The 21,696-nt window shown below is 39.2% G+C and carries 28 protein-coding genes; 6 read left to right on the top strand and 22 right to left on the bottom strand.

What is annotated here, in order from left to right:
- Positions 1-73: 73 nt before the first annotated feature.
- Both scpB and I5435_RS06100 read right to left on the bottom strand, forming a co-directional pair.
- Positions 74-667, bottom strand: a complete 594-nt coding sequence (gene scpB / locus I5435_RS06105; protein ID WP_024361495.1) for an SMC-Scp complex subunit ScpB — start codon at positions 665-667, stop codon at positions 74-76.
- Positions 639-1,418, bottom strand: a complete 780-nt coding sequence (locus I5435_RS06100; protein WP_024361496.1) for a segregation/condensation protein A — start codon at positions 1,416-1,418, stop codon at positions 639-641. Before I5435_RS06100 ends, scpB begins: the two co-directional genes overlap by 29 nt.
- 55 nt (positions 1,419-1,473) lie before the next feature.
- On the opposite strand from I5435_RS06100, the gene I5435_RS06095 reads away from it, so the two are divergent.
- Positions 1,474-1,977 carry a DUF309 domain-containing protein gene (locus I5435_RS06095; RefSeq protein WP_107895149.1) on the top strand — a complete coding sequence of 168 codons (504 nt, stop codon included), beginning with the start codon at positions 1,474-1,476 and terminating at the stop codon, positions 1,975-1,977.
- On the opposite strand, the gene I5435_RS06090 is transcribed toward I5435_RS06095, so the two are convergent.
- The 13 genes from I5435_RS06090 to I5435_RS06030 form a co-directional block, all read right to left on the bottom strand.
- Positions 1,974-2,345 (bottom strand): GNAT family N-acetyltransferase, encoded by a 372-nt coding sequence (locus I5435_RS06090; RefSeq protein WP_024361498.1) that lies wholly within the window; start codon positions 2,343-2,345, stop codon positions 1,974-1,976. The two genes, I5435_RS06095 and I5435_RS06090, sit on opposite strands and share 4 nt — an antisense overlap.
- Before the next feature lie 200 nt (positions 2,346-2,545).
- Positions 2,546-3,865: a diaminopimelate decarboxylase gene (gene lysA, locus I5435_RS06085; RefSeq protein ID WP_337983405.1), complete on the bottom strand. Its 1,320-nt coding sequence runs from the start codon at positions 3,863-3,865 to the stop codon at positions 2,546-2,548.
- A gap of 225 nt (positions 3,866-4,090) precedes the next feature.
- The gene (locus I5435_RS06080) at positions 4,091-5,533 is read right to left on the bottom strand and encodes a spore germination protein (RefSeq protein ID WP_024361500.1); all 1,443 of its coding nucleotides are present in this window, start codon (positions 5,531-5,533) and stop codon (positions 4,091-4,093) included.
- Positions 5,534-5,548: 15 nt separating this feature from the next.
- Complete coding sequence (sigF, locus tag I5435_RS06075) at positions 5,549-6,337, bottom strand: RNA polymerase sporulation sigma factor SigF (protein ID WP_024361501.1); 789 nt, start codon at positions 6,335-6,337, stop codon at positions 5,549-5,551.
- A 10-nt stretch (positions 6,338-6,347) separates the two neighbouring features.
- Positions 6,348-6,788 carry an anti-sigma F factor gene (gene spoIIAB / locus I5435_RS06070; RefSeq protein WP_024361502.1) on the bottom strand — a complete coding sequence of 147 codons (441 nt, stop codon included), beginning with the start codon at positions 6,786-6,788 and terminating at the stop codon, positions 6,348-6,350.
- Positions 6,781-7,134 carry an anti-sigma F factor antagonist gene (gene spoIIAA / locus I5435_RS06065; RefSeq protein WP_024361503.1) on the bottom strand — a complete coding sequence of 118 codons (354 nt, stop codon included), beginning with the start codon at positions 7,132-7,134 and terminating at the stop codon, positions 6,781-6,783. Before spoIIAA ends, spoIIAB begins: the two co-directional genes overlap by 8 nt.
- Before the next feature lie 358 nt (positions 7,135-7,492).
- Positions 7,493-7,969: an IS200/IS605 family transposase gene (tnpA, locus tag I5435_RS06060; protein ID WP_337982998.1), complete on the bottom strand. Its 477-nt coding sequence runs from the start codon at positions 7,967-7,969 to the stop codon at positions 7,493-7,495.
- Positions 7,970-8,281: 312 nt separating this feature from the next.
- Positions 8,282-9,532 (bottom strand): thymidine phosphorylase, encoded by a 1,251-nt coding sequence (locus I5435_RS06055; RefSeq protein WP_337983404.1) that lies wholly within the window; start codon positions 9,530-9,532, stop codon positions 8,282-8,284.
- A 13-nt stretch (positions 9,533-9,545) separates the two neighbouring features.
- Positions 9,546-10,727, bottom strand: coding sequence for a phosphopentomutase (gene deoB / locus I5435_RS06050; protein WP_337983403.1), 1,182 nt, complete (start codon positions 10,725-10,727; stop codon positions 9,546-9,548).
- A gap of 128 nt (positions 10,728-10,855) precedes the next feature.
- Positions 10,856-11,758 carry a site-specific tyrosine recombinase XerD gene (xerD, locus tag I5435_RS06045; RefSeq protein WP_337983402.1) on the bottom strand — a complete coding sequence of 301 codons (903 nt, stop codon included), beginning with the start codon at positions 11,756-11,758 and terminating at the stop codon, positions 10,856-10,858.
- A gap of 201 nt (positions 11,759-11,959) precedes the next feature.
- Positions 11,960-12,424, bottom strand: a complete 465-nt coding sequence (fur, locus tag I5435_RS06040) for a ferric iron uptake transcriptional regulator (RefSeq protein WP_024361507.1) — start codon at positions 12,422-12,424, stop codon at positions 11,960-11,962.
- A gap of 124 nt (positions 12,425-12,548) precedes the next feature.
- On the bottom strand, positions 12,549-13,061 hold the full coding sequence (locus I5435_RS06035; protein WP_024361508.1) for a hypothetical protein: 513 nt from the start codon (positions 13,059-13,061) through the stop codon (positions 12,549-12,551).
- Positions 13,062-13,126: 65 nt separating this feature from the next.
- Positions 13,127-13,672, bottom strand: a complete 546-nt coding sequence (locus I5435_RS06030; protein WP_024361509.1) for an NUDIX domain-containing protein — start codon at positions 13,670-13,672, stop codon at positions 13,127-13,129.
- A gap of 76 nt (positions 13,673-13,748) precedes the next feature.
- Between I5435_RS06030 and I5435_RS06025 the strand changes: the two genes are divergently transcribed.
- A complete protein-coding gene (locus I5435_RS06025) occupies positions 13,749-14,648 on the top strand; it encodes an aldo/keto reductase (RefSeq protein WP_337983401.1) in 900 nt (299 codons plus the stop codon).
- Positions 14,645-15,109, top strand: a complete 465-nt coding sequence (locus tag I5435_RS06020) for a VanZ family protein (protein WP_337983400.1) — start codon at positions 14,645-14,647, stop codon at positions 15,107-15,109. Before I5435_RS06025 ends, I5435_RS06020 begins: the two co-directional genes overlap by 4 nt.
- 135 nt (positions 15,110-15,244) lie before the next feature.
- On the opposite strand, the gene I5435_RS06015 is transcribed toward I5435_RS06020, so the two are convergent.
- Both I5435_RS06015 and I5435_RS06010 read right to left on the bottom strand, forming a co-directional pair.
- Complete coding sequence (locus I5435_RS06015; protein WP_024361512.1) at positions 15,245-15,511, bottom strand: YqkE family protein; 267 nt, start codon at positions 15,509-15,511, stop codon at positions 15,245-15,247.
- 22 nt (positions 15,512-15,533) lie between these two features.
- On the bottom strand, positions 15,534-16,718 hold the full coding sequence (locus tag I5435_RS06010) for an acetyl-CoA C-acetyltransferase (RefSeq protein ID WP_337983399.1): 1,185 nt from the start codon (positions 16,716-16,718) through the stop codon (positions 15,534-15,536).
- 257 nt (positions 16,719-16,975) lie between these two features.
- Between I5435_RS06010 and I5435_RS06005 the strand changes: the two genes are divergently transcribed.
- Complete coding sequence (locus I5435_RS06005) at positions 16,976-17,950, top strand: alpha/beta hydrolase (RefSeq protein ID WP_024361514.1); 975 nt, start codon at positions 16,976-16,978, stop codon at positions 17,948-17,950.
- A 43-nt stretch (positions 17,951-17,993) separates the two neighbouring features.
- Here I5435_RS06005 and I5435_RS06000 read toward each other — a convergent pair whose 3' ends face one another.
- The 5 genes from I5435_RS06000 to sirA all read right to left on the bottom strand — a co-directional run bounded on the left by I5435_RS06000 (position 17,994) and on the right by sirA (position 20,432).
- A complete protein-coding gene (locus tag I5435_RS06000) occupies positions 17,994-18,464 on the bottom strand; it encodes an S-ribosylhomocysteine lyase (RefSeq protein WP_024361515.1) in 471 nt (156 codons plus the stop codon).
- A 174-nt stretch (positions 18,465-18,638) separates the two neighbouring features.
- Entirely contained in the window at positions 18,639-18,836 is a 198-nt protein-coding gene (locus I5435_RS05995) for a hypothetical protein (protein WP_108029599.1), read from the bottom strand.
- Positions 18,837-18,974: 138 nt separating this feature from the next.
- Complete coding sequence (locus I5435_RS05990; RefSeq protein ID WP_337983850.1) at positions 18,975-19,481, bottom strand: cysteine hydrolase family protein; 507 nt, start codon at positions 19,479-19,481, stop codon at positions 18,975-18,977.
- Between the two features lie 206 nt (positions 19,482-19,687).
- On the bottom strand, positions 19,688-19,906 hold the full coding sequence (locus tag I5435_RS05985) for a YneF family protein (protein ID WP_024361518.1): 219 nt from the start codon (positions 19,904-19,906) through the stop codon (positions 19,688-19,690).
- Positions 19,907-20,006: 100 nt separating this feature from the next.
- Positions 20,007-20,432, bottom strand: coding sequence for a sporulation inhibitor of replication protein SirA (gene sirA / locus I5435_RS05980; protein ID WP_024361519.1), 426 nt, complete (start codon positions 20,430-20,432; stop codon positions 20,007-20,009).
- Positions 20,433-20,662: 230 nt separating this feature from the next.
- Between sirA and I5435_RS05975 the strand changes: the two genes are divergently transcribed.
- Both I5435_RS05975 and I5435_RS05970 read left to right on the top strand, forming a co-directional pair.
- On the top strand, positions 20,663-21,016 hold the full coding sequence (locus I5435_RS05975) for a lmo0954 family membrane protein (RefSeq protein WP_337983398.1): 354 nt from the start codon (positions 20,663-20,665) through the stop codon (positions 21,014-21,016).
- A gap of 16 nt (positions 21,017-21,032) precedes the next feature.
- Positions 21,033-21,671 (top strand): PspA/IM30 family protein, encoded by a 639-nt coding sequence (locus I5435_RS05970; RefSeq protein ID WP_337983397.1) that lies wholly within the window; start codon positions 21,033-21,035, stop codon positions 21,669-21,671.
- The last annotated feature ends 25 nt before the right edge of the window (positions 21,672-21,696 follow it).

Here is a 21,696-nt window from a genome sequence, read left to right as displayed (position 1 = left end):
ACTCCTTATTTTAAGTGATAGATAAGTAGAACTATGAAAATTAAAAGGAAAGCACATAGTACTTTTCTTTTGATTACTTAACGCCATTAAACGTTTCTTGGAATTTAGTCATAAATAAATCTGTTTCTTGTTCTGCTTCACCATTGTCCTCCTCAGGTAATGGAGGCATTTCTTCAATACTATTTAATCCGAAGTAGTTTAAGAACTCCTTCGTTGTGCCATATAAAATCGCACGACCTGTCCCCTCAGAACGTCCTACTTCTTTCACTAGCCCTCTTGAAGCGAGCGTTTGCAGTGGTCGTTCACATTTGACACCACGTAAATCTTCGATGGCTACCCGTGTAATGGGCTGTTTATACGCCACAATGGCCAACACTTCTAAAGAAGCCTGAGACAATGATTGCGCTGTTGGATTTTCTACTAATTTTTGAATCGTATCTGCTAATTGTGGTTTTGTAATTAACTGGTAAACACCTGCGATTTCCTTTATTGTAATTCCTCTAGTATCATCTTCGTCAAATGCTACACGCAGTGCCTCCATTGCGGGCGCAACTACTTCTTCTGCTTCACCAAGTAGCTGTGCTAATTGCTTAATTGTTAAGCCATCATCTCCTACAACAAATAATAAAGCTTCAATTCTACTCTGTAGGATTATTGTCTTCGTCATCATCCCATTCCTCCTTCTGTAATGTGACCGTTAGTTCTTCAAAATTACCATCTTGCTCTACAATGACAATCTGACGTTTCATCAGTTCAAGCAGTGACAGAAACGTTAAAATAAGTGTTGGTTTATCTTCATAAGGAAAAAGCTCGAAAAATGATGCACGTCCACCTGTTAAACGTAAAGAATTCACAACAGAACGCATTTGCTCCTTTACTGAGCGCTCCTGCCTCGTGACAGTTGTTTTCAATGGCTTCTTTAATTTTTTTCGGCGCATCAGCTTCTGGAAGGCGCCAAGCATATCATAAATATTGACGTTCATATCGAATAACGCCATCTGTTCATCAGGTGCTAATTCCGATAAATCTGAAGGTGGTCTTGTAAATACCTGTGCTCTATCTGTTTCAAGCTCTTGTAGATTACTTGCCGCTTCTTTATATTTTTTATACTCTATTAAACGTTGTACCAGTTCTTCACGAGGGTCAGGGCCATCGATTTCGATTTCCGCATCTTCTAGCTCTCCTTCATGTATTGGTAATAGCATTCGGCTCTTAATAGCCAAAAGTGTTGCCGCCATCACTAAATACTCACTCGCCTCATTTAATTCAAGCACCTGCATCGCATGGATATGATCAATATATTGTTGTGTAATTTCAGCCATTGGAATATCATAGATATCAATTTCCAATCTGTGAATTAAATGCAATAATAGATCCAGAGGACCTGAAAAGGCTTCTAACTTTACTTCATAAGACATTATTTTACCACCCTGATATTCAATGTTCTTTTAGTATAGTGGAAAGGAGTTCAAAATGCATCCACAGCACCATACTTTATTTATTGATTACTGTGCCTATTTCAATGGCAATGGGGATTTTTTTGAATGCCATGAAGTGCTTGAGGAATATTGGAAAGACATTGCGCCCGGCAATAAAAAGCATCCTCTTGTTGGCTATGTTCAACTAGCGACAGGATTATATCATTGGCGTCGTGGCAACGCAACTGGTGCTTTCAAAATCTTACATAAAGCACTCACTAATTTTCAAGTCAATAAAGGCAATGTGTTTTTTAACGAAATCGACTACACAAAACTACTATTACAATTAACCGAAACACTTAGCCATATTCAAATGGGCAAGTCCTTTCAAGCTTTTCAATTACCGCTGACACCTACTTTACAAAATTTAGTAACAGCTCGCATACAGCTTTTACCGGAAAGCAACCCTAACTATCTTCTTCATAAACATATGCTACGTGATCGCTCACATATTCTTGCTGAACGACAAGAAAGCAAACAAAGAAAAAGCAGACGTTAACTTTCGTCTGCTTTTTCTTCATTACATTGTATACATTTGCTAACAAATTCACGCGTTTCATCCGTTGCACGCAATTGTTCGTATTGGCCAAGTTCTGCCACTTCTTGTAGCATTTCCTTTGCTACGCCTTCTCCTCTGTAAGAAGGAACTACAGAAACGTGCTGAATTGTTGCTGTGTGATTGTCTGTTACAAGCCCGACGATACCAACGTATTCATCGTTCTTTTTCCATAAGTATAATACCCAATTATCATCATTTTCATAGGATTGGATTGTCTCTGTGAGCTTTTTTATGTCTTTTTCGTTAGGCATAAACGAGAGTAGCCCCATTGCTATTTTCTCGAAAGCTTTTTTATATCGAATTAACATATTTGTCTATTCCCTCTTTTTCTAGCTGTACATAATCTTTGACTATCCTACACGATTTGTACTATTACCGCAAGCCAATTTTCTGTCTTACGAACCAGGGCCGAGAATACCTTGCGACGCTAACACCCAATAGACAACGCCCCACAACAAAATAAATGTCGTCATAGATGCCAATAATACCCATTTGTTTTTTCTCAAATTTATTCACCCTTTTTTAACGTTAGCGGGAGATCATTTTGTACAATATCTTCGTAACTTTCACGTTTAATCGCTAATTGATGCTGTCCATTTTCTACAAATACCACTGCTGGACGTGGTACACGGTTGTAGTTGCTTGCCATCGAGTAGCCATATGCCCCTGTACAGAAGATTGCTAATACATCACCAGAAGCTGCCTCTTGTAATTTTGCATCGATAATCAATTTATCGCCCGATTCACAAAGTTTTCCAGCTACAGTGTACGTTGCTTCTTTTGGTGCATCGGCTTTACTAGCGATGACTGCCTCGTATTTTGCATCATATAATGCAGGACGAATATTATCACTCATTCCGCCATCAACTGCAATGTAGTTACGTACATCTGGTACTGTTTTTTGAGAACCGATAGTATAAAGTGATGTTCCTGCATCACCGACAAGTGAACGGCCTGGTTCAATCCAGATTTCTGGCATTGTTAGTCCAAGTACAGTTGCTTTATTTTTCACAACAGTAATCATGTCCTCTACATACACTTGTGGCTCAAGCGGTGCATCTTCTTCTGTATAGCGAATACCGAAGCCCCCACCTAAGTTTAACACAGTACACGTAAAACCGTGAGTCTTGTTCCAATCAGAAATCTTGTCGATTAGTTTTTCACCTGCTAAGCCAAAGCCAGCTGTATCGAAAATTTGAGAGCCAATATGGCAGTGTAAGCCTAAAAGCTGTAAGTATTCGTGTTTAAAAGTTTGCTCAAATGCTTGATCGGCTTGACCGTTGTTTAAGTCAAAGCCAAACTTAGAATCCGCTTGCCCTGTCGTAATAAAATCATGCGTATGTGCCTCAACTCCTGGTGTGACACGTAATAAAATACGCATTTTTTGTTGACGGCGCTCAGCAATTTCTTTTAAAAGTTGAATTTCATAGAAGTTATCTACAACAATACAGCCAATTTTTGAGTCAAAGGCTAGCTCCAATTCTGCAATGCTTTTATTATTACCATGGAAGTGAATACGCTCTGTTGGGAAACCTGCTTTTAATGCTGTAAATAGCTCCCCTCCAGAGACAACATCCAAGGATAGGTTTTCTTCTGCTGCTAATTGATACACCGCTACACATGCAAATGCTTTGGAAGCATACGCTACTTCAGCCTTTACCCCTAGCTTTTTAAATGTATCGATAAAGCCGCGTGCTCGCTTACGAATAAGCGCTGTATCGTACACAAATAATGGCGTACCATATTCTTTTGCAAGCTCTAATGTATCTACTTGTCCTATTGTTAAATGTCCGTCTTCAGAAATCGCTTGTGTTCCATATAAATGCATTTGCATCTCTCCCTTTTCACGTCTCCATTTTGTGACATTTGCGTACCTCGTGGTATATCAGTCCTTACTCAAACATTTCCATCGAGACATTGTCTTATCTTAGCAGGTATTGGCATGTCACAAGATAAAAACACATAACCATTCACTAGCAAAGATAATTTTTGCAAAAATCACAAAATACTATATGTGAACTTTATCACATGAAAAAAGTGAGTGCAACGGCTCCTATGATCTTTTTCTCTGTTTGGAAGCGACTACATATGGTCTTAGTGCATCCGACGTCATAGGGAAGCGGATAATGACGCGAAGCATCGCAGTTGGGAAAAATGGAACGAGCGGCCATAAATATGGTGCTTGTAACGGACGTAATGAACATAAATAGGTAAATAATAAAAACAATCCAATAAATAATCCATCTTCTCCCCAAATACCTGTCATAATGAGCAAAACAAATCGGAAGAGCTTAATGGAAATACCTAGCTCGTAAGATGGAATAATAAACGTAAAGATGGCTCCTACCGCTGTATACAATACAACTTCGGATGAGAACACACCAACATCAATGGCGATCTGCCCAATGATTACCCCGGCTACTAAACCCATCGCAGTAGACAATGGTGTCGGGGTATGGATGGCGGCCATCCTTAGAAATTCAATCCCAATATCGGCGATTAGAATTTGTAGTAATATCGGAATATGCGATTTATCCTGACTACCTAAAAAAGATAGCGAATCAGGTAATAATGATTCATTCGTTACAAATAAATACCATAAAGGTAATAATAATAACCCCATAATTGTTCCGAAATAGCGCATAAAACGCACAAAGGTCCCGACAGTAGGTGCTTGTCTATATTCTTCAGCATGCTGCAATAAATGGAACATCGTAACGGGCACTAAAATAACGGAAGGTGAAGTATCCACCATAATCGCTACATGCCCCTCTAGTAAATGAGCAGCGACAATATCAGGACGTTCTGTATAGCGTACAAATGGAACTGGGTGAAACTTTTGCTTAAACAGCCATTCCTCTAGTGATTTATCGGCCATTGTCAAACCATCATGATTAATTTGACCAAGACGCTGTCGCAATTTATCGAGCATTTCCTCATTAGCAATATCCTTCATAAACGCAATTGCGACATCGGTTTGACCGAGCTTGGATATTTTATGTAGCTCGAAGCGTAAATTACTGTTGCGAATGCGTCGACGAACTAAAGCTGTATTTTGTGAAATCCCCTCTGTAAAGCCATCCCTAGAACCGCGAATTACTTTTTCATTATCCGGCTCTTCTGGTGAACGCCCTGGATAATTTCGAAGCTCTGCAATATAACAGTAACCACTTTTCGTAATAAAGGTTACTTGCCCACTTAAAATAGCAAGCAAATAGGCTTTACGTTCCGTTTCTTCAGAACGACCATGAAAGTTGAAATGTGCTTCAAAATATTCTCGCTCATCATCAATATCAATGTCTTCTTCAGGTAACATATTGGATAGTAATTGCGTCAGGGCTTCCCCATCTACTAGTCCGCTAATATATGCACAAAGAACCGGCAAATCTTTGACAAATAAATGCTTAATACCTACGTCAAATGATTCGCCGTCTCCAAATTGCTCTTTAAGAAAATCTTCGGCTTCTTCTAAGCTGTTAAATAGTTTATTTGTCATGCTGTCACCATTTTCTTAGATGTCTTTTTCTACTCCGTGTTCAACCGTGGCACTCGTCGCCATCCAACTTTTCAACTGCGCTAAAATCTTTTTCTCTAAACGAGATACTTGTACTTGTGAAATGCCCAGACGAGTTGCGATTTCAGTTTGTGTACAATCTGAAAAATAGCGTAAATAAATAATGGATTGTTCCCTCGGATCAAGTCTTGTCAACACTTCTTTTAACGGAATATATTCAAAAGGTTGCTCTGATTTTTCATCCTTCATTTGATCCATTAATGTAATGGAATCCCCTTCACTTTCATACAATTGCTCATGTAAGGAAGCTGGATCCCTTAAAGCATCCGACGCTGTCACAATTTCCTCAGTTGTGACGCCAAGAACCTGCGCTAATTCTTGAATGGTCGGTGGATGCTCATTATTTTTAATAAATTCATCCGTCGCATGGCGGATTTTAAAGTTGAGCTCGCGAATTGAACGGCTCACCTTTACCATGCCGTCATCCCTTAAAAAGCGCTGTATTTCACCGATAATCATCGGGACAGCATATGTGGAAAATTTCACATCGTACGCTAAATCAAACTTATCTACAGATTTCATAAGGCCTATACAGCCTATTTGAAATAAATCTTCGAGCTCCACGCCCCTTGTTGTAAAGCGTTGGACGATAGACCACACAAGCCTCGTATTCCCCTCAATCATTCGTTTACGAGCTTCATGATCGCCCTGTTGTGAACGCGCAATTAAATCACGCATTTCCTCCTGTGACAAAAGCTTATCGGACGACTGTTCTATCGGCTTCACGATAGCAACCTCACATTACCGCCGTGCGAACCGAATAAAATTTTTTCGTAAACGTAACAGTTGTACCTTCCTGCCACTTGGACATGACAGTCAACTGATCTGAAAAGCTGTCCATAATGGTAAAGCCCATACCAGAACGTTCCATTGCACTTTTCGTCGTAAACAAAGGCTCCATCGCTTGACTGACATCCGCGATGCCTACCCCTTTATCCATCACAGACACCGTTACAATATCATCCTCACGCTTTGCGTGAACTGTAACGACCCCTTTTCCATCTTCTTCATAACCGTGAATAATGGCATTGGAAACAGCCTCTGAGACAACGGTTTTAAATTCTGATAGCTCATCAATTGTTGGATCTAATTGTGCAATAAAGCCCGTTATCGCCACACGTGCTAAGGCTTCGTTTTCGCTAATTGCTAAAAAAGTTAATGTCATTTCGTTATCCATTTACAATCCCCCTAACTCGATCAATCGCTTCTTCCTCTGTTGCATCCATCATCCACGGACCTAAGCCTGAAAATTGAAATACTTTTCGCATCGTCGGCGATGGATTTAATAAAATTGTTCGTCCAGCGACTGCTTCTAACTCACGCATTCGACCAAGCACTAGGCCTACACCTGAACTATCCATAAACGATAGTCGCTCAAAATTCCAAATGATGGTCGTTACAGCCCCCTGAAAAATTGCTGTAGAAATTTTAGCCCGAATTTGCTCTACTGCATGATGATCGAGCTCCCCAAATAAACGTATAACTACTGTCTCCCTTGTTACCATTTCTAATTGAAAATGCATGAACATCGCCTCCTCCTCGTGCAATTCCACATTCCATATAACAAATCCTTGCTGTTGACAGAACTAGTGCAAAGTCTCTTGAAATAGTGTCAAATCGACATTCTTATGGCTTTTAGGTTAAGTGCAGTATGGGATAAATCAAAAGGTTTTAAACGTCGTCTACATTTTTTGTCAGTGTGTCATTGTAGATAGCTAATTTATGTAGGTATTCAATACGAGGAGAACGAATCAGAACCACCAGTCTAACTGGTGGTTTGCTCTACGCGTGAAACGCTGGGGTACTGGCCCATGTCTAAAGACACACTGAAAGGTCCACCAACCGCACTCCGTTTTCACGCTACCACTAAAGTGGTTTTATTTATTTTCTCTTCTTATTTTTTATTTCTTCTCCTGTGAATGGGTCAATGAATTCTTTCATGCTCATTTGATCCTCAAGAATATCTTCTTGTAATTGATTTTTTATATATTCCTGAATAATTTTTCTATTTCTTCCCACGGTGTCTACATAATATCCTCGGCACCAAAACTTCCTGTTCCCATATTTGTATTTCAGGTTCGCATGTCGATCAAATATCATTAAACTACTTTTCCCTTTCAAATAACCCACAAATGATGAAACACTTAATTTTGGTGGGATACTCACTAACATGTGAATATGATCAGGACAGGCTGTTGCTTCAATTATTTCTACTTCTTTTCTTTCACATAACTGCCGAAGAATTCGACCAACATCTACCTTGATTTGTCCATAAATAATCTGTCTTCTATATTTTGGCGCAAAGACGATGTGATACTTACAATTCCATGTCGTGTGTGCTAAACTTTTATTATCCATTTAGATCCCCTTTCGTACGGAGTCGGTTGACCAGACCTGATTTCATTGTACGGCTGGGGTTTTTTTCTTGTCCATAGCTAGAAGCTCTTTAGAACCCCTCGCATAGCAAGGGGTTTTCAAAAAAATACAAAAAAAAGTGTTAGATTGACTGCCATCAATCTAACACTTTTTCGCTTCGGCGGTGCTTTCCGCTCAGCACAGTAAGCCGCAACCCTCGCTAACGCGCAGGTTTGTCGCGTCTTACATTTTGTGCGTTCTGAGCAGAATCACCGCCCTTGCTATCATATACTAGCGTTTTCTGCTAATTTATACTTATGCCATTAAATAGGCTTGCTGTACTTTAGTGATTATTTCTTCGTTAATTTCACTGTTTGAATACAGATAGGCAATAGTTTCATCCGCACTGACACGGTCACCTTTTTTGGCAACTAGCTGGATGCCTGCATCATAATCAAGCGAGGATTCCTTCGTTAAGCGACCAGCGCCAAGACTAACACTTGCTTCACCAATCATTAATGCATTAATGGACGCAACAACACCCTCTGCCGCTGCTTTTACAGCCACCTTATGTGCTGTGTCATTTTGCACAATATCCGCTAGATCGCCGCCCTGTGCTACGATAAATTCCTCAAACTTCGCAGCTGCTGAGCCATCTTCCAACACTTTTTTGACAGCTGCTACCGCTGTTATTTCATCTACTCCAGCCGCAATCTGATACATTAGAGAAGAAATAATAATGCACTCTTCTAATAAGTCTGCGTGCGTTTCTTCTAAGCGACCTTTTAGCAAGGCATACGCCTCTACTACCTCAAGTTTATTACCGATCATTTTCCCTAAAGGATTATCCATATCGCTAATATGAGCGACAACTTTGCGGCCTAATTTTTCACCAATTGCTGTCATCGCTTCAGCCAATTTCTTCGCTTCTTCTTCCGTTTTCATAAAGGCACCAGAGCCACATTTCACATCTAGCACAATGCCATCTGCACCACTTGCAATTTTTTTACTCATAATCGAGGCAGCAATTAACGGAATAGAGTCGACAGTACCTGTCACATCTCGCAATGCATAAAGTTTTTTGTCGGCAGGTACAAGATTGCCTGTCTGACCAGCAACCGCAATTTTATGTTTATTGACATTATCAATGAATTCTTGTGACGATAATTCTGTTTTAAAACCACGGATTGATTCTAATTTATCGATTGTGCCACCTGTAATACCTAAGCCTTTACCACTAAACTTCGCCACTGGAATACCTAGAGAAGCAATAATTGGTGTGACGATTAACGTGACTTTATCACCGACACCGCCTGTAGAATGTTTATCAATTTTAAAACCTTCGATTGAAGTTAAATCAATTACATCACCTGATTCAATCATTGCCTTCGTTAAATAAAACGTTTCTTCGTCAGTCATACCAAGTAAGCGAATAGCCATTAGCAATGAGCTCGCCTGATAATCCGGAATAGCACCTGTTGTATAGCCTTCAACAAAGTATTGAATTTCAGCTTGTGTCAGTTCTTTGCCTTGTTTTTTCTTTTCAAAAAGCTGCACCATATTCATAGACAATTCCTCCTTATTTTAAATCATTTAAGAAACTCTTACCGAATGGTGGTGCTTCTACTTTGAAGTTTTCAGCGACAGTTGCTGCAATATCTGCAAAAGTCTCACGAAGAGCAAGCTCGCTTCCACCTTTAAAACGTGGTGAATAGACAATTAGTGGCACGTATTCACGTGTATGGTCTGTGCCAGGGAATGTCGGATCATTACCATGGTCAGCCGTAATCATAAGTAAATCATCTTCTGACATTGCCTGTAAAATTTCAGGAAGACGCGCATCAAATTCTTGTAATGCGTTACCGTAGCCAAGTGGATCACGACGATGCCCAAAATTGGCATCAAAATCTACTAAATTTAAGAAGCTAATCCCATGGAAATCTTGTTTCGCAACTTTAGCGAATTGATCCATACCGTCCATATTATTTTTTGTACGAACTGCTTCAGTAACCCCTTCACCATTGAAAATATCAGAAATTTTACCAATGGCAATTACATCAAGACCAGCATCTTTCAAAGCATTCATCGTTGTACGTCCAAAAGGCTTTAACGCATAGTCATGACGATTTGGCGTGCGTGTAAAGTTACCTGGCGTCCCGATAAATGGACGTGCAATCACGCGTCCTACTAAATATTCTGGCTGTAATGTCAACTCACGTGCAATCTCACAAATTTTATAAAGTTCGTCCAGTGGAATGATGTCTTCATGCGCAGCAATTTGTAACACAGGGTCAGCCGATGTATAGACAATAATAGCCCCTGTCTCCATATGTTCTTGTCCAAAGTCTTCAATCACCTGTGTACCACTTGCAGGCTTATTACACAGTACTTTGCGTCCTGTACGTTGTTCAAGCTCGGCAATCAGTTCGGCAGGGAAACCTTCAGGATACACTTTAAATGGTTTATCAATATTAAGACCCATTATTTCCCAGTGTCCTGTCATTGTGTCTTTCCCGACAGATGCCTCTTGCATTTTACCGTAGTATGCTTGCGGTGTATTTGTTGCTTGCAGTCCTTGCAGTGGTTCGATATTCGCTAAGCCAAACGACTCCATCACGGGCATTGTAAGCCCATTCATTTTTTCAGCGATGTGACCTAAAGTATGTGCGCCTGCATCGCCGAATTTAGCTGCGTCTGGTGCTTCACCAATCCCAACTGAATCCATTACAACGACATGGATTTTTTTAAATGCTTTATTCATAATTATTGCCTCCTAATCTCACGATTCCATTTTACCAAAAACAAGCGAAAGGATAAAGGTCAGACATCCGACTAAGTAATTTATTTTCCTTAAACAAGAAAAAAGCTCTATCTGTCACTTATTTTTTATTAGGCACGCGGATGGTACTGCTTGTAGACTTCTGAAAGTCTCGTTTTACTAATATGCGTATAAATTTGAGTTGTGGAAATATCTGCATGCCCTAGCATCTCCTGCACTGCACGTAAGTCAGCTCCATTTTCCACTAAATGAGTAGCGAATGAATGACGTAACGTATGTGGTGTAAGCTCATGTTGGATGCCCGCCTTTAATGCGTGCTCCTTCATTAATTTCCAACAACCTTGCCTTGTTAAACGTTTCCCTCGTTGATTAATAAAAAAGGCATCTGTTTTTGGGTATTTCCCCTGTAATGTACCTCGTGCACCATCTAAATAAACACTCAATGCAGAAAGGGCACTTTTACCAAGCGGAATAATGCGCTCCTTGCCTCCTTTTCCAAATACACGTACAAAGCCCATCGTTAGATGAATATCAGCCAAATCGAGTGCAATCAGCTCACTTATACGCATGCCAGAACCATATAAAAGCTCTAGCATTGCTACATCTCGAACACCTTGTGGCTTGCTGCAATTCGGTACTGCCAGCAATGCTTCGATTTCTTCAATCGATAGAATATTTGGAAGTTTTTGTTCAATCGTTGGCATTTCTAAATGCACTGTAGGATCTGTTTCTGTGCGCTTTTCTCGAAGTAAAAATTGGTGGAAGCTACGAATGGATGAGATATGACGTGCAACAGTACGGCTCGTCTTTCCTTGCATGCGCAGTTGCTCTAAATGGCGCAAAATTGTTGTGCGTTCAATAGTGCGAAAATCAGCCATTCCCTCAGCTTCTTGCAAAAAATGGACATAGTTTTCTAAGTCTCGGCGATAGGATGCTAATGTATTAACGGATAATTGCCGCTCTACCTGGATAAAATGGATATAATCCTCTATTGCATATTGAAATTCATTCATCACAACGCCCCCTCACTGTCAATTATTCTCTATTTTAGCACGCCTATAAAAAAAGTGCGAAAAGCCCACACTAGAGCTGAGTCGTAATTTGCTTAGGCTTTTCCTCCCTTTACTAGAATAATAGAGCATCACATCATGCATAAAAAAACAAAAAACTGCCTGATGCAATCTATACGCAAGATTTCATCAGACAGTTTCTCGTTATTGTTCTTCATTTGTGTCGTCGTTTTTATCATGACAACGCCAGCAAATACCGTGGAAAGTTAGTCGGTGATCTTTTATAATAAAGTTCCAACGTTTCTCAACAACGGCTTCCACATCTTCAAGTAAATCTTCTTGAATTTCATCTACAGCACCACACTCGATACAAACGAGATGATGATGGAAATGCGCAGCTCCCTCTTGGCGTAAATCGTAGCGTGATACGCCATCACCAAAGTTGATTTTGTCGACGATTTTAAGCTCTGTTAGTAATTCTAACGTTCTATAAACAGTAGCCAGACCTATTTCTGGTGCCTTATCTTTTACTAAAAGATAGACATCCTCTGCACTTAAGTGGTCCTCTTCATGCTCTAGCAAAACAGCAACTGTTGCTTCTCGCTGCGGCGTCAGCTTATAACTAGCACTATGCAACTGTTTTTTTATACGATCAATTCGGCTTTCCATGTGACGCCCCCCTAAACTTATTTCATTATACCAAAGGAGTAAATCCTATTACAAGATAGTGAATAGATTTCAAATAAGCTTTTAATGTTTTTAGCTGTTGCTTCATATGAACGTATTTTATGCATCATTTGAGTACATACGTTATAACGATAAACTCAGCAACTATTATGATGAAAAAAGCGATAAAATTCAACAAAATTGTCCGTCCATTCGTCTTTTTCCCGATTTTTCGCTTCGACCAAGCAGGTACTAGTAAATTACATAGGACTAGCAACAATATACAATAGATAAGCTGAAATGGAAACCACCAAATCGTATATAGCCAAAATGCTTCAAGTTTTTGTAGTAAAAATACAGAGCTAAAGCCAAAAAACGTTGCGCGTATTGCTACTGTAACACGTACTAACACTTTTAAGACACTATGTGTTGCAAGTAACAGTACAATACCGATTGAAGCGGCTACAGGTAACACTAAACGAACAATAGATTGCCTGTCCACATCTGCTAAACGAGGTTCTATAAACAAAATAAAAGGCTCTGCATTCGCCCCTCCAATAATATGAAAGCAGATGACGCCACAAACGAAGCTCACTGCAACAATTGATGCGTGATAAAATATAGAAACCGTACGAGACATAAGCATGCTCCTTTTCTATCAAGGTTTGTACAGCTTATGCTCGTCCGCTTCTATTATGCTAAACTTTATTTTTCTTGTTGCAATGCCAACCACAGCACAGCAAACGCTGTTTTCGCATCATAGATACGCCCATCAGCAACCATTGCTTGTGCCTCTTCCAACGAAACTTCTAGTAATTCGACAAATTCATCTTCGTCTAGTTCTGCACTATTTTCAATGTGATATAAATCTGTCGCCACAAATAGATGTATGATTTCATCCGCAAAACCTGGTGAAGTGGCAAAGGCTTGTAAATACTTGAATTGATGTGCACCATAGCCTGTCTCTTCTTCCAATTCACGACGTGCAGTATGAATTGGCTCCTCACCGCTTTCAAGTTTACCTGCTGGAATTTCTACAATGGAACGTTCGAGCGCTTTACGATATTGCTCCACCATTACGAGCTTGCCTTCGTTGGTAATGGCAATGATTGCTACCGCTCCAGGGTGTTTAATAATTTCACGCTTAGCAGACTTCCCGTTTGGTAATGTGACATCATCAACCTGTAAGTTCACGATTTTGCCCTTATAGATAGGTGTCGTCTGTGTCGTTATTTCTTCAAACTTTTTCATTGCCCATAACCTCGCTTGTTCTTCAGATATGTTCATTGTACCATTACAAGTAGAGAAATCGAAGGAGGGCGTTCGTATGAAAAAAAGACAACTCGGCTCAAGTCATTTATTTATTTCAGAGATTAGTTTAGGAGGTATGTCTCTTTCGACAGATAAACATAAGGCAGCAGCCATACTTGATATGGCGTTAGATGCGGGCATTAACTACATTGATACAGCAGATTTATATGATTTCGGTGCCAATGAACAATTAATTGGTGAAATTTTAGGCAAACGTCGACAAGATATTATCATCGCAACGAAAGTAGGGAATCGTTGGACAGAAGGGGTGGACGGCTGGCAGTGGGATGCCTCCCCTACATATATTAAAGAAGCTGTTCATAAAAGCCTAAAAAGACTCGGTACAGATTACATTGATGTCTATCAACTACATGGTGGCACAATAGAGGATGACTGGGACGGTATTATCGACACATTTGACAACTTAAAAAAAGACGGTGTCATTCGAGAATACGGCATATCCTCAATTCGACCAAATGTACTGAAACGTTTTTTACCTGCTAGCTCGGCAAAAAGTGTCATGATGCAATATAGTGCGTTAGATCGTCGCCCAGAAGAATGGTTAGATTTTATAGCTAGTGAGGGGGCTTCGGTCGTAACACGCGGCACCATCGCAAAAGGATTATTAACAAATAATTGGAAAGAACGTTTGCAACAGGTCAATGGCTATCAAACATACACTGTAGATGAATTAACAACAACATTAACAAACTTATCCAAACACTATGAAGATTTACATGCATTAGGGCTAGCCTTTAATTTGAAGGAACCCACTATAGCTTCAACGGTGATTGGTGCTAGTTCGCAGGAGCAACTCGCCCAAACACTAAATGCCTATGAAAAAATAAATGCAATCACTAATTTTGATAAAGCGAACGCTTTGACTAAAACAGACCAATACGTTGACCACCGATGAAAAAATGGTTCGTTTTACTTTTATTTTTAATCATTCTTGCAATATCCTCTAGCATGACTTATGAACAACAGTCGATTATTCCTGAACTAGAGGAACTATTAGCGCATAAGCCTTTTGAAAAACAACTGTCCGTTTTAAAAATCCCCTATTGGGATACAGTCGTATCTATAGAAGAGCGAGGCTACTTTAAATTTGTAGAATTTCTAATTCGAAAATTCACGCATTTTGTAGGATTTGGTTGTATTGCACTGGGGATTTATTTTGCGTTAAGTAAACGTCGATTCGCTGCGCGTATAGCCATTGTCATTACGGCTGTCATAGCCTCGCTAGATGAATTTCGTCAAAGCTTTACACCTGGACGTACCATGAGCGGACAAGATGTCCTAGTAGATACAGCAGGCGCTATTGTATTGATTAGCATTGCCGTAGTCGTAAAGAAACTACGGTCGCTTAGAAAATAAAATTTTGTTTTTATCAACAATTTCCTAAGAGTTTGTGGCGATTCTCTCGTGGATAGTGGCGTCAAAGCATTCTAAATCAAAATTAACAAAAAAACAGTGAATCTCATTCCAAGAGATTCACTGTTTCTATCAAACTTAAAATTTCGAGCCTTTGTCACCGTATTCGTTCAATAATTCTTCGAACGTTTTGTTTTTCTCACGTTGCTTACGCTCAAAAGCTAACTGTGCTTGACGCTCTTCCTCTGCCGCTTGCTCTTTCGCTGACAAATCTTGTTTCGCAGCTTTTAACTTCGCTAACACATCGCCAGCAAGCTGATCTGCTAATGTAACAGCCTCCTGCTTTGGTAAACTAGCAGAAATACCAGCGTCAACACGTTGCTGTTGTTTTCGTTTTTTTCCCATTACTTTCACCTTCTTACTAACTTTAAGGGCGTTGAACAACTGTTGCTACGCCTTGTCCCCCACCGATGCATAATGTAGCAAGGCCTGTTTTTGCATCACGTTTTTCCATCTCATGTAACAGTGTCACTAAAATTCGTGCCCCACTTGCTCCAATTGGATGACCAAGGGCAATTGCTCCCCCATTTACATTTAGTTTATCATGATTAAAGCCTAGTTCGCGATCGACAGCAATCGATTGTGCTGCAAATGCTTCATTTGCTTCAATTAAATCTATATCTACTAGCGAAACATCCGCCTTCGCTAATGCTTTCTTCACCGCTGTGACCGGCCCAGTTCCCATAATCGATGGATCTACACCTGCGCTCGCATTGGCTGAAATAAGCGCCATTGGCTGAATACCTAACTCGACAGCCTTCGCTTTTGACATAACAACCACCGCTGCTGCTCCATCGTTAATACCTGAAGCGTTCGCTGCAGTTACAGAGCCGTCCTTTTTAAAGGCTGGACGCAGCTTGGATAATGATTCCGCCGTAACCCCTGCACGTGGAAATTCATCTTGGTCAAAAATAATCGACTCGCCTTTACGTTGTGGGATTTCCACAGCCACGATTTCATTATTAAATTTCCCTGCTGCAATCGCCGCTTCTGCACGTTGCTGTGATCGCGCAGCAAAAGCATCTTGCTCCTCACGTGAAATTTCATACGCATCACATAAATTTTCGGCAGTAATCCCCATATGATAGTCATTAAATGCACACCATAAGCCATCATGAATCATCGTATCCACAACTTTTTGATCGCCCATGCGGAAGCCTTCACGTGCATTTTTTAATACATAAGGCGCTTGGCTCATATTTTCGAAACCGCCTGCCACGATGATATCTGCATCGCCAGCAACAATTGCTTGTGTTGCTAAATGCACTGCTTTTAAACCTGAGCCACATACTTTATTAATTGTTAAAGCTGGCACTGTGTTCGGAAGTCCCGCAGCAATCGATGCTTGTCGAGCTGGATTTTGTCCAAGACCTGCCGATAAAACATTCCCCATAATGACTTCATCGACTTGTTCACCTGCTACACCAGCACGTGCTAATGCTTCTTTAATAACGATACTTCCAAGAGTTGTTGCTGGTACATCTTTTAATGTTCCTCGGAATGAACCGATTGCCGTACGCACGGCACTAACAATCACTACCTCGTTTGTCATAACCATTCTCCCCTTTTCCCCGTTCAAAAATCAACACTGCATGCATATGCTACTAGCAGATATGTATATTTTAACAAATGTTTAGACGATTTTCGATAACAGAAATAATCGCAGTTTTTCAAAAGTTGTTGTAAAATGTTGTCGTGTTTTAAACAAACGTAGTTGGGAACATTACAAATAAGAAATGTGCATTGACTTACGATCAGTTAAGTACAATGCCTAGACATGAAAAGAAATAGGGTGTGGAGGTGTAGAAGATGAAAAAGAAAGTGCTTTTATTTTCAGGTATTACAACGACGCTTGCTGCTGCAGCAACGGGGCTGTTCGGCTTTGCGCTTTCCAATAAATTAATGTACATTCAAAAAAAAGATCCCGAATTTATTCGTGAACGTGAGACAACTGCCAAACGCTTTGACGAAGCTTGGTACAACAAAAATTTTAAATGTGAATTAAATATTGACTCTCCCAATGGTTATTCCATTCACGGCATTATGTTTCAACCATTACAAACAAACAATACAATGATTATTTGTCACGGTGTGACAGAAAATAAAATTAACTCGGTCAAATATGCACGCCTTTTCGAACGGTTAGGATACAATTCTGTTATTTTTGACCATCGAAGACATGGCGATTCCGGTGGCAAAACGACTAGCTATGGCTATTATGAAAAAAATGATCTAGATGCTGTTGTAAAAACAGTGAAAGCGATGATTGGTGAAAATGCCTTGCTCGGCATCCATGGGGAGTCAATGGGTGCTGCAACCATGCTGTTGTACGCAGGAACGGTTGAAGATGGCGCTGATTTTTATATTGCAGATTGTGCCTTTTCGGATTTCTCAATGCTGCTTAAGCAAATCGCCAAGACCGAATTTAAATACGGCTCCATTATTCCGATTCGTTTCGCAGATTTCTTTATCCGGTTACGCGATGGCTATTCATTTAAGAGTGTAACGCCCTCTGAAGCTGTGACCCATATTGAAAAACCGATTCTCTTTATTCACAGTATTCCTGATACATTTATACCTGCTTCAATGTCACTCGATTTATACAATAAAAAAAATGGACCTAAGAAATTGAAGCTTTTTGAAAAAGGGGCGCATGCTCAATCCTTTAATGAAAATATGGCTGAATATGAAGATCTCATACATGACTTTTTAGAAAGTTTTATTTATGAAAAAATCAATCATGATGCTTCATCATCCAATGTGATTCCTTTTCACTTTCGATAAGTGAAAAAACCTTGCAAGCTTTGACAACTTGCAAGGTTTTTTATTATTCTGCAAAAACAATATGCCATTCGTCTCGCTTCGCTAAAAATTCTTTTGCCAGCGCCTGTGCGCCTTCAAGACTATGACTTGCAGCCCAGCCACATTGCACTTCGTTGCATGCTGGAACAGCCGTTGCCTTCGTTACATCTGTAAAAGTTTTTTCTAAAATCGTCAGCAATTCATCATAATCATTATGATTAATCAACGATACATAAAACCCTGTTTGACAACCCATTGGACTAAAGTCAACGATGTGATCTGAATAATTGCGGATAATATCTGCCGATAAATGCTCCAAAGAATGGAGTGCTGGCATTTCCATATGCTCTTTGTTAGGCTGTTTTAAGCGAATGTCGTACTTATAAACTTCATCGCCATTTTTCCCCACTTTCACACCCGCTAAACGAACATAAGGGGCTTTCACTTTCGTATGATCTAAATCAAAACTCTCGACATTTGTTTTTTCGCGTTCCATTGCTAACAGCTCCTTTTCTAACAATACTAACTATTATACCTAGTTTTCTATGAAATGTGTAAATTTTTGAAATAGAATGATAATTTAGGGGCGAATTTACTAAAAAAGAAGACAAAACGCCCATTTCGTTTTGTCTTCCCGCTGAAATTTATTTTTGCTGGTGTATTGCGGCTTCTACAATGGAAATTCAAAGTCTTGAACACGGCTCGGTATGTTTAAAAGCAATGTAATCACAACACTCATTGAGATTAGTATTAACACTGACTTCCATTGTAATTTAAAATCGTTCTTTTTCAGTAATAACATTTGATTAATAAAGTGAAAGAACGAAACAAACAGCAACACAACAACAAACTGTAAGAAAAAATTCATTGTTGTCACCATCCTTTACATGTACAGAGTTCTCGCTAATGTTTAAGTAATATTTTTATCGTCAGTTACTTTGGTTTATGCAGCTACCAAGGCAAGTTGACGTTTCAAGCAGGCAAGTCACCAGTTTCTTCTATTTTCTTATTTTTCTATAAATCTCAAAAATCTGTTGTTCCATATATTTTCGTAAAAATCAATTGTCTCTCTTGCTGTCATAAAAGGATTATTTAACGTAGAAGTAGCATGACGAACCATCAAGTTTTCGTATCCTAAACCATGGGCAAATTTAATCGTTGCATCCATGCAGTATTCTGTTTGAGCGCCGCAAAATTCTATGCGTTGTACTGCTAATTGCTCTAAAATCGTTTGTAAGTTTGTTTTGTAAAAGGAATTGGCATGTTCTTTTCTGACCAAATAATCTTGTTCTTGTACATTTAGCTCGGCATGAATTGCCCAAATTTCCTCTTCAGGTACTAGTTCTTCGTCACAATGTTGAACAAAAATAATTGGTTTTTGGTGTTCTCGATATAGTGCAATTCGATTATTTACTTTAGTGAGTAAATTTTGTAAAGCAAATAAATGCTCTCCACTGAAACATACACCATTTTGTAAATCTATTACGATTAAAACATCTGCATCAGCCTTCATCATTTTCCCCTTCTTTCATAAATCACCAACCATTTTATGTTAGATTAACAATAATTATAAATTTAATAATGGAGGAATTCACTTAAAATAGATTAAATCTAGATTTATCAGCCACGAACTCTGCTAATTTAACTAAGTCACTTCCTTTTTTAAAAAACGAAAAAAGCAACCGGTTACCTAAACCAGTTGCTCCTTAAAAATTCCAATTATTTTTGGAATTTGTTCATTTGCGTCATCATTTGGCGTACTTGCTTTTCAGACGGCGTACGACCCATTTGTGCCATCATCATTCGAATCATTTGTTCGTTAATTGGTGGGTTCTCTTTTAAATATTTCATCATAGCTTGACGTGCAAAGTAGAAACCAAGTGCTGCACCAGCTGCTAATGCGATAATTACAATAATAATCCAGCCCCATGTAGGCATACAACCAACCTCCTCCACTACAATATACCGAGAAAAAAACTCTCCACGCTCCATTATACACCAAATACTAGCGTGTTACTATATATTATAGTGAAAAATCCTAGTGCATTGTATACTTCATCGGCTTTAGCCAACCACACTCATTATCTTGTTTATTAAAGGCAATAAAACGCTCACTCATCTTGGCTAGCATTTGAAATAAGTCCAAATCAAGCATGCGCGAGCCTTCGCAATAGACACAAATTTTACGATCTACTAGATAAATCGCCATTTTTCCTTTTATCGGATGTTCTAAAAATAAAGCATTACGCGCTCTTTCTAAATGTGCATATTTGGAGTCTAGCTGTGCTTCTAACATGATGGCAATGTCATCGAAGCGAACAGTTTCACATATATACGCGAGTTCTTTTAAGGATTTCTCATTGGCATCTTCACAGCCTTGCATCATCTCTAACAACTTACGCTCTCTGCCGAAAATAAACGTTAAATGCTCTTCTTTTATTTTATATATGGAATAGGTTCTCACCAGAAATCCCCCTTCGCTCAGTTTCTTTAACGTAAGTATAGCGGATTGTCTCTAGTTAATTTGTCAAACGAAGGAGGCAACCATCTTCTATTTTTGTCGAAAACCTTCTACTTTCAGCTTAAAAAATAACTGCTCCGCCTCAAGACCTAGAGGAAAATCCATTTCCAGTCCGTTTTAGATGTTCTCGTAAGCAGGTAACATAAAGGTACAAACGAAAGGAGCTAAAACATATGAAAAAATTTCTTTTATTAACTGGAGGTATTATTGCAGCATGTGTCGCACTTGCCTTAATCGGACCAATTACTGGCCTAGTATTTTCAGTTGCATTCGTTGCACTAGGCATGCACTTCTACATTGGTAGTAAATCGACATTTGCAAAAATTATTTGGTTTACAGTTGGTTTAATTGGTGTACTATCGGCTATCTCTAATATTCCAGCAATGATTGGTCTTGCAGCAATCGCCATTATTTATGTGATTTACAAAAAATGGAATGGCGAAAAAGTGAACATCCCAACAATTGAAGTGAAAGAAGAAGATCCGTTTACAAACTTTGAAAAAGAATGGTCAAACTTAACAAAATAAAAGGAGCGAACTAAAAATGAACTTATTACAACGTTTTAGATACACAATTGAGGCAGACTTACATCAATTATTTGATAAAAAGGAACAAAAAAATCCTATTGCGATGTTAAATCAATACATTCGCGAGGCTGAAAAACAAACTGAGCAAACGGGTACATTATTAGAGCGCCAGGGCAAACTAAAAGAAAAAATGGAACTGGAGCTTAAACAAAATGCTGATTTACTAGCAAAACGTGAAGCACAACTTCAATTAGCACTTGCGAGTGGCGAGCAAGATTTAATTGATTTTGCTTCTGACGAAGTAGCAGCCTATACTGCTCGTAACCATGCATTACAGACAAGTATCGAGGTGAACACGCGTGAATACTTTGAACTTGAACGCAAATTTGAAACAATGAAACACAAAATTAAAGATATGAAAGTTCGTCAATTACAGCTAATGGGCAAAGAAAATGTTACACGTGCGCACCATCAAATGGATGGCATGATTGCAAACAACAATAAAACGAATTTCGAAGATTTAGAATCCTATATCGATAAACTTGCCCATCGTATCGACAAAGATCATGAGGTAACAACTTTCGAAGCACGCCTAGCAGCACTTGAAAAAAATTCAACTGAAGCTGTTTCACCACTACTCATTGAAAAGAAATAACATGTTATAATAGAAAGAAATGCGC

This window comes from Lysinibacillus sp. C5.1 (assembly GCF_016350185.1).
Taxonomy (GTDB): domain Bacteria; phylum Bacillota; class Bacilli; order Bacillales_A; family Planococcaceae; genus Lysinibacillus; species Lysinibacillus sphaericus.
This window is presented reverse-complemented; position numbering and strand designations above follow the sequence as displayed.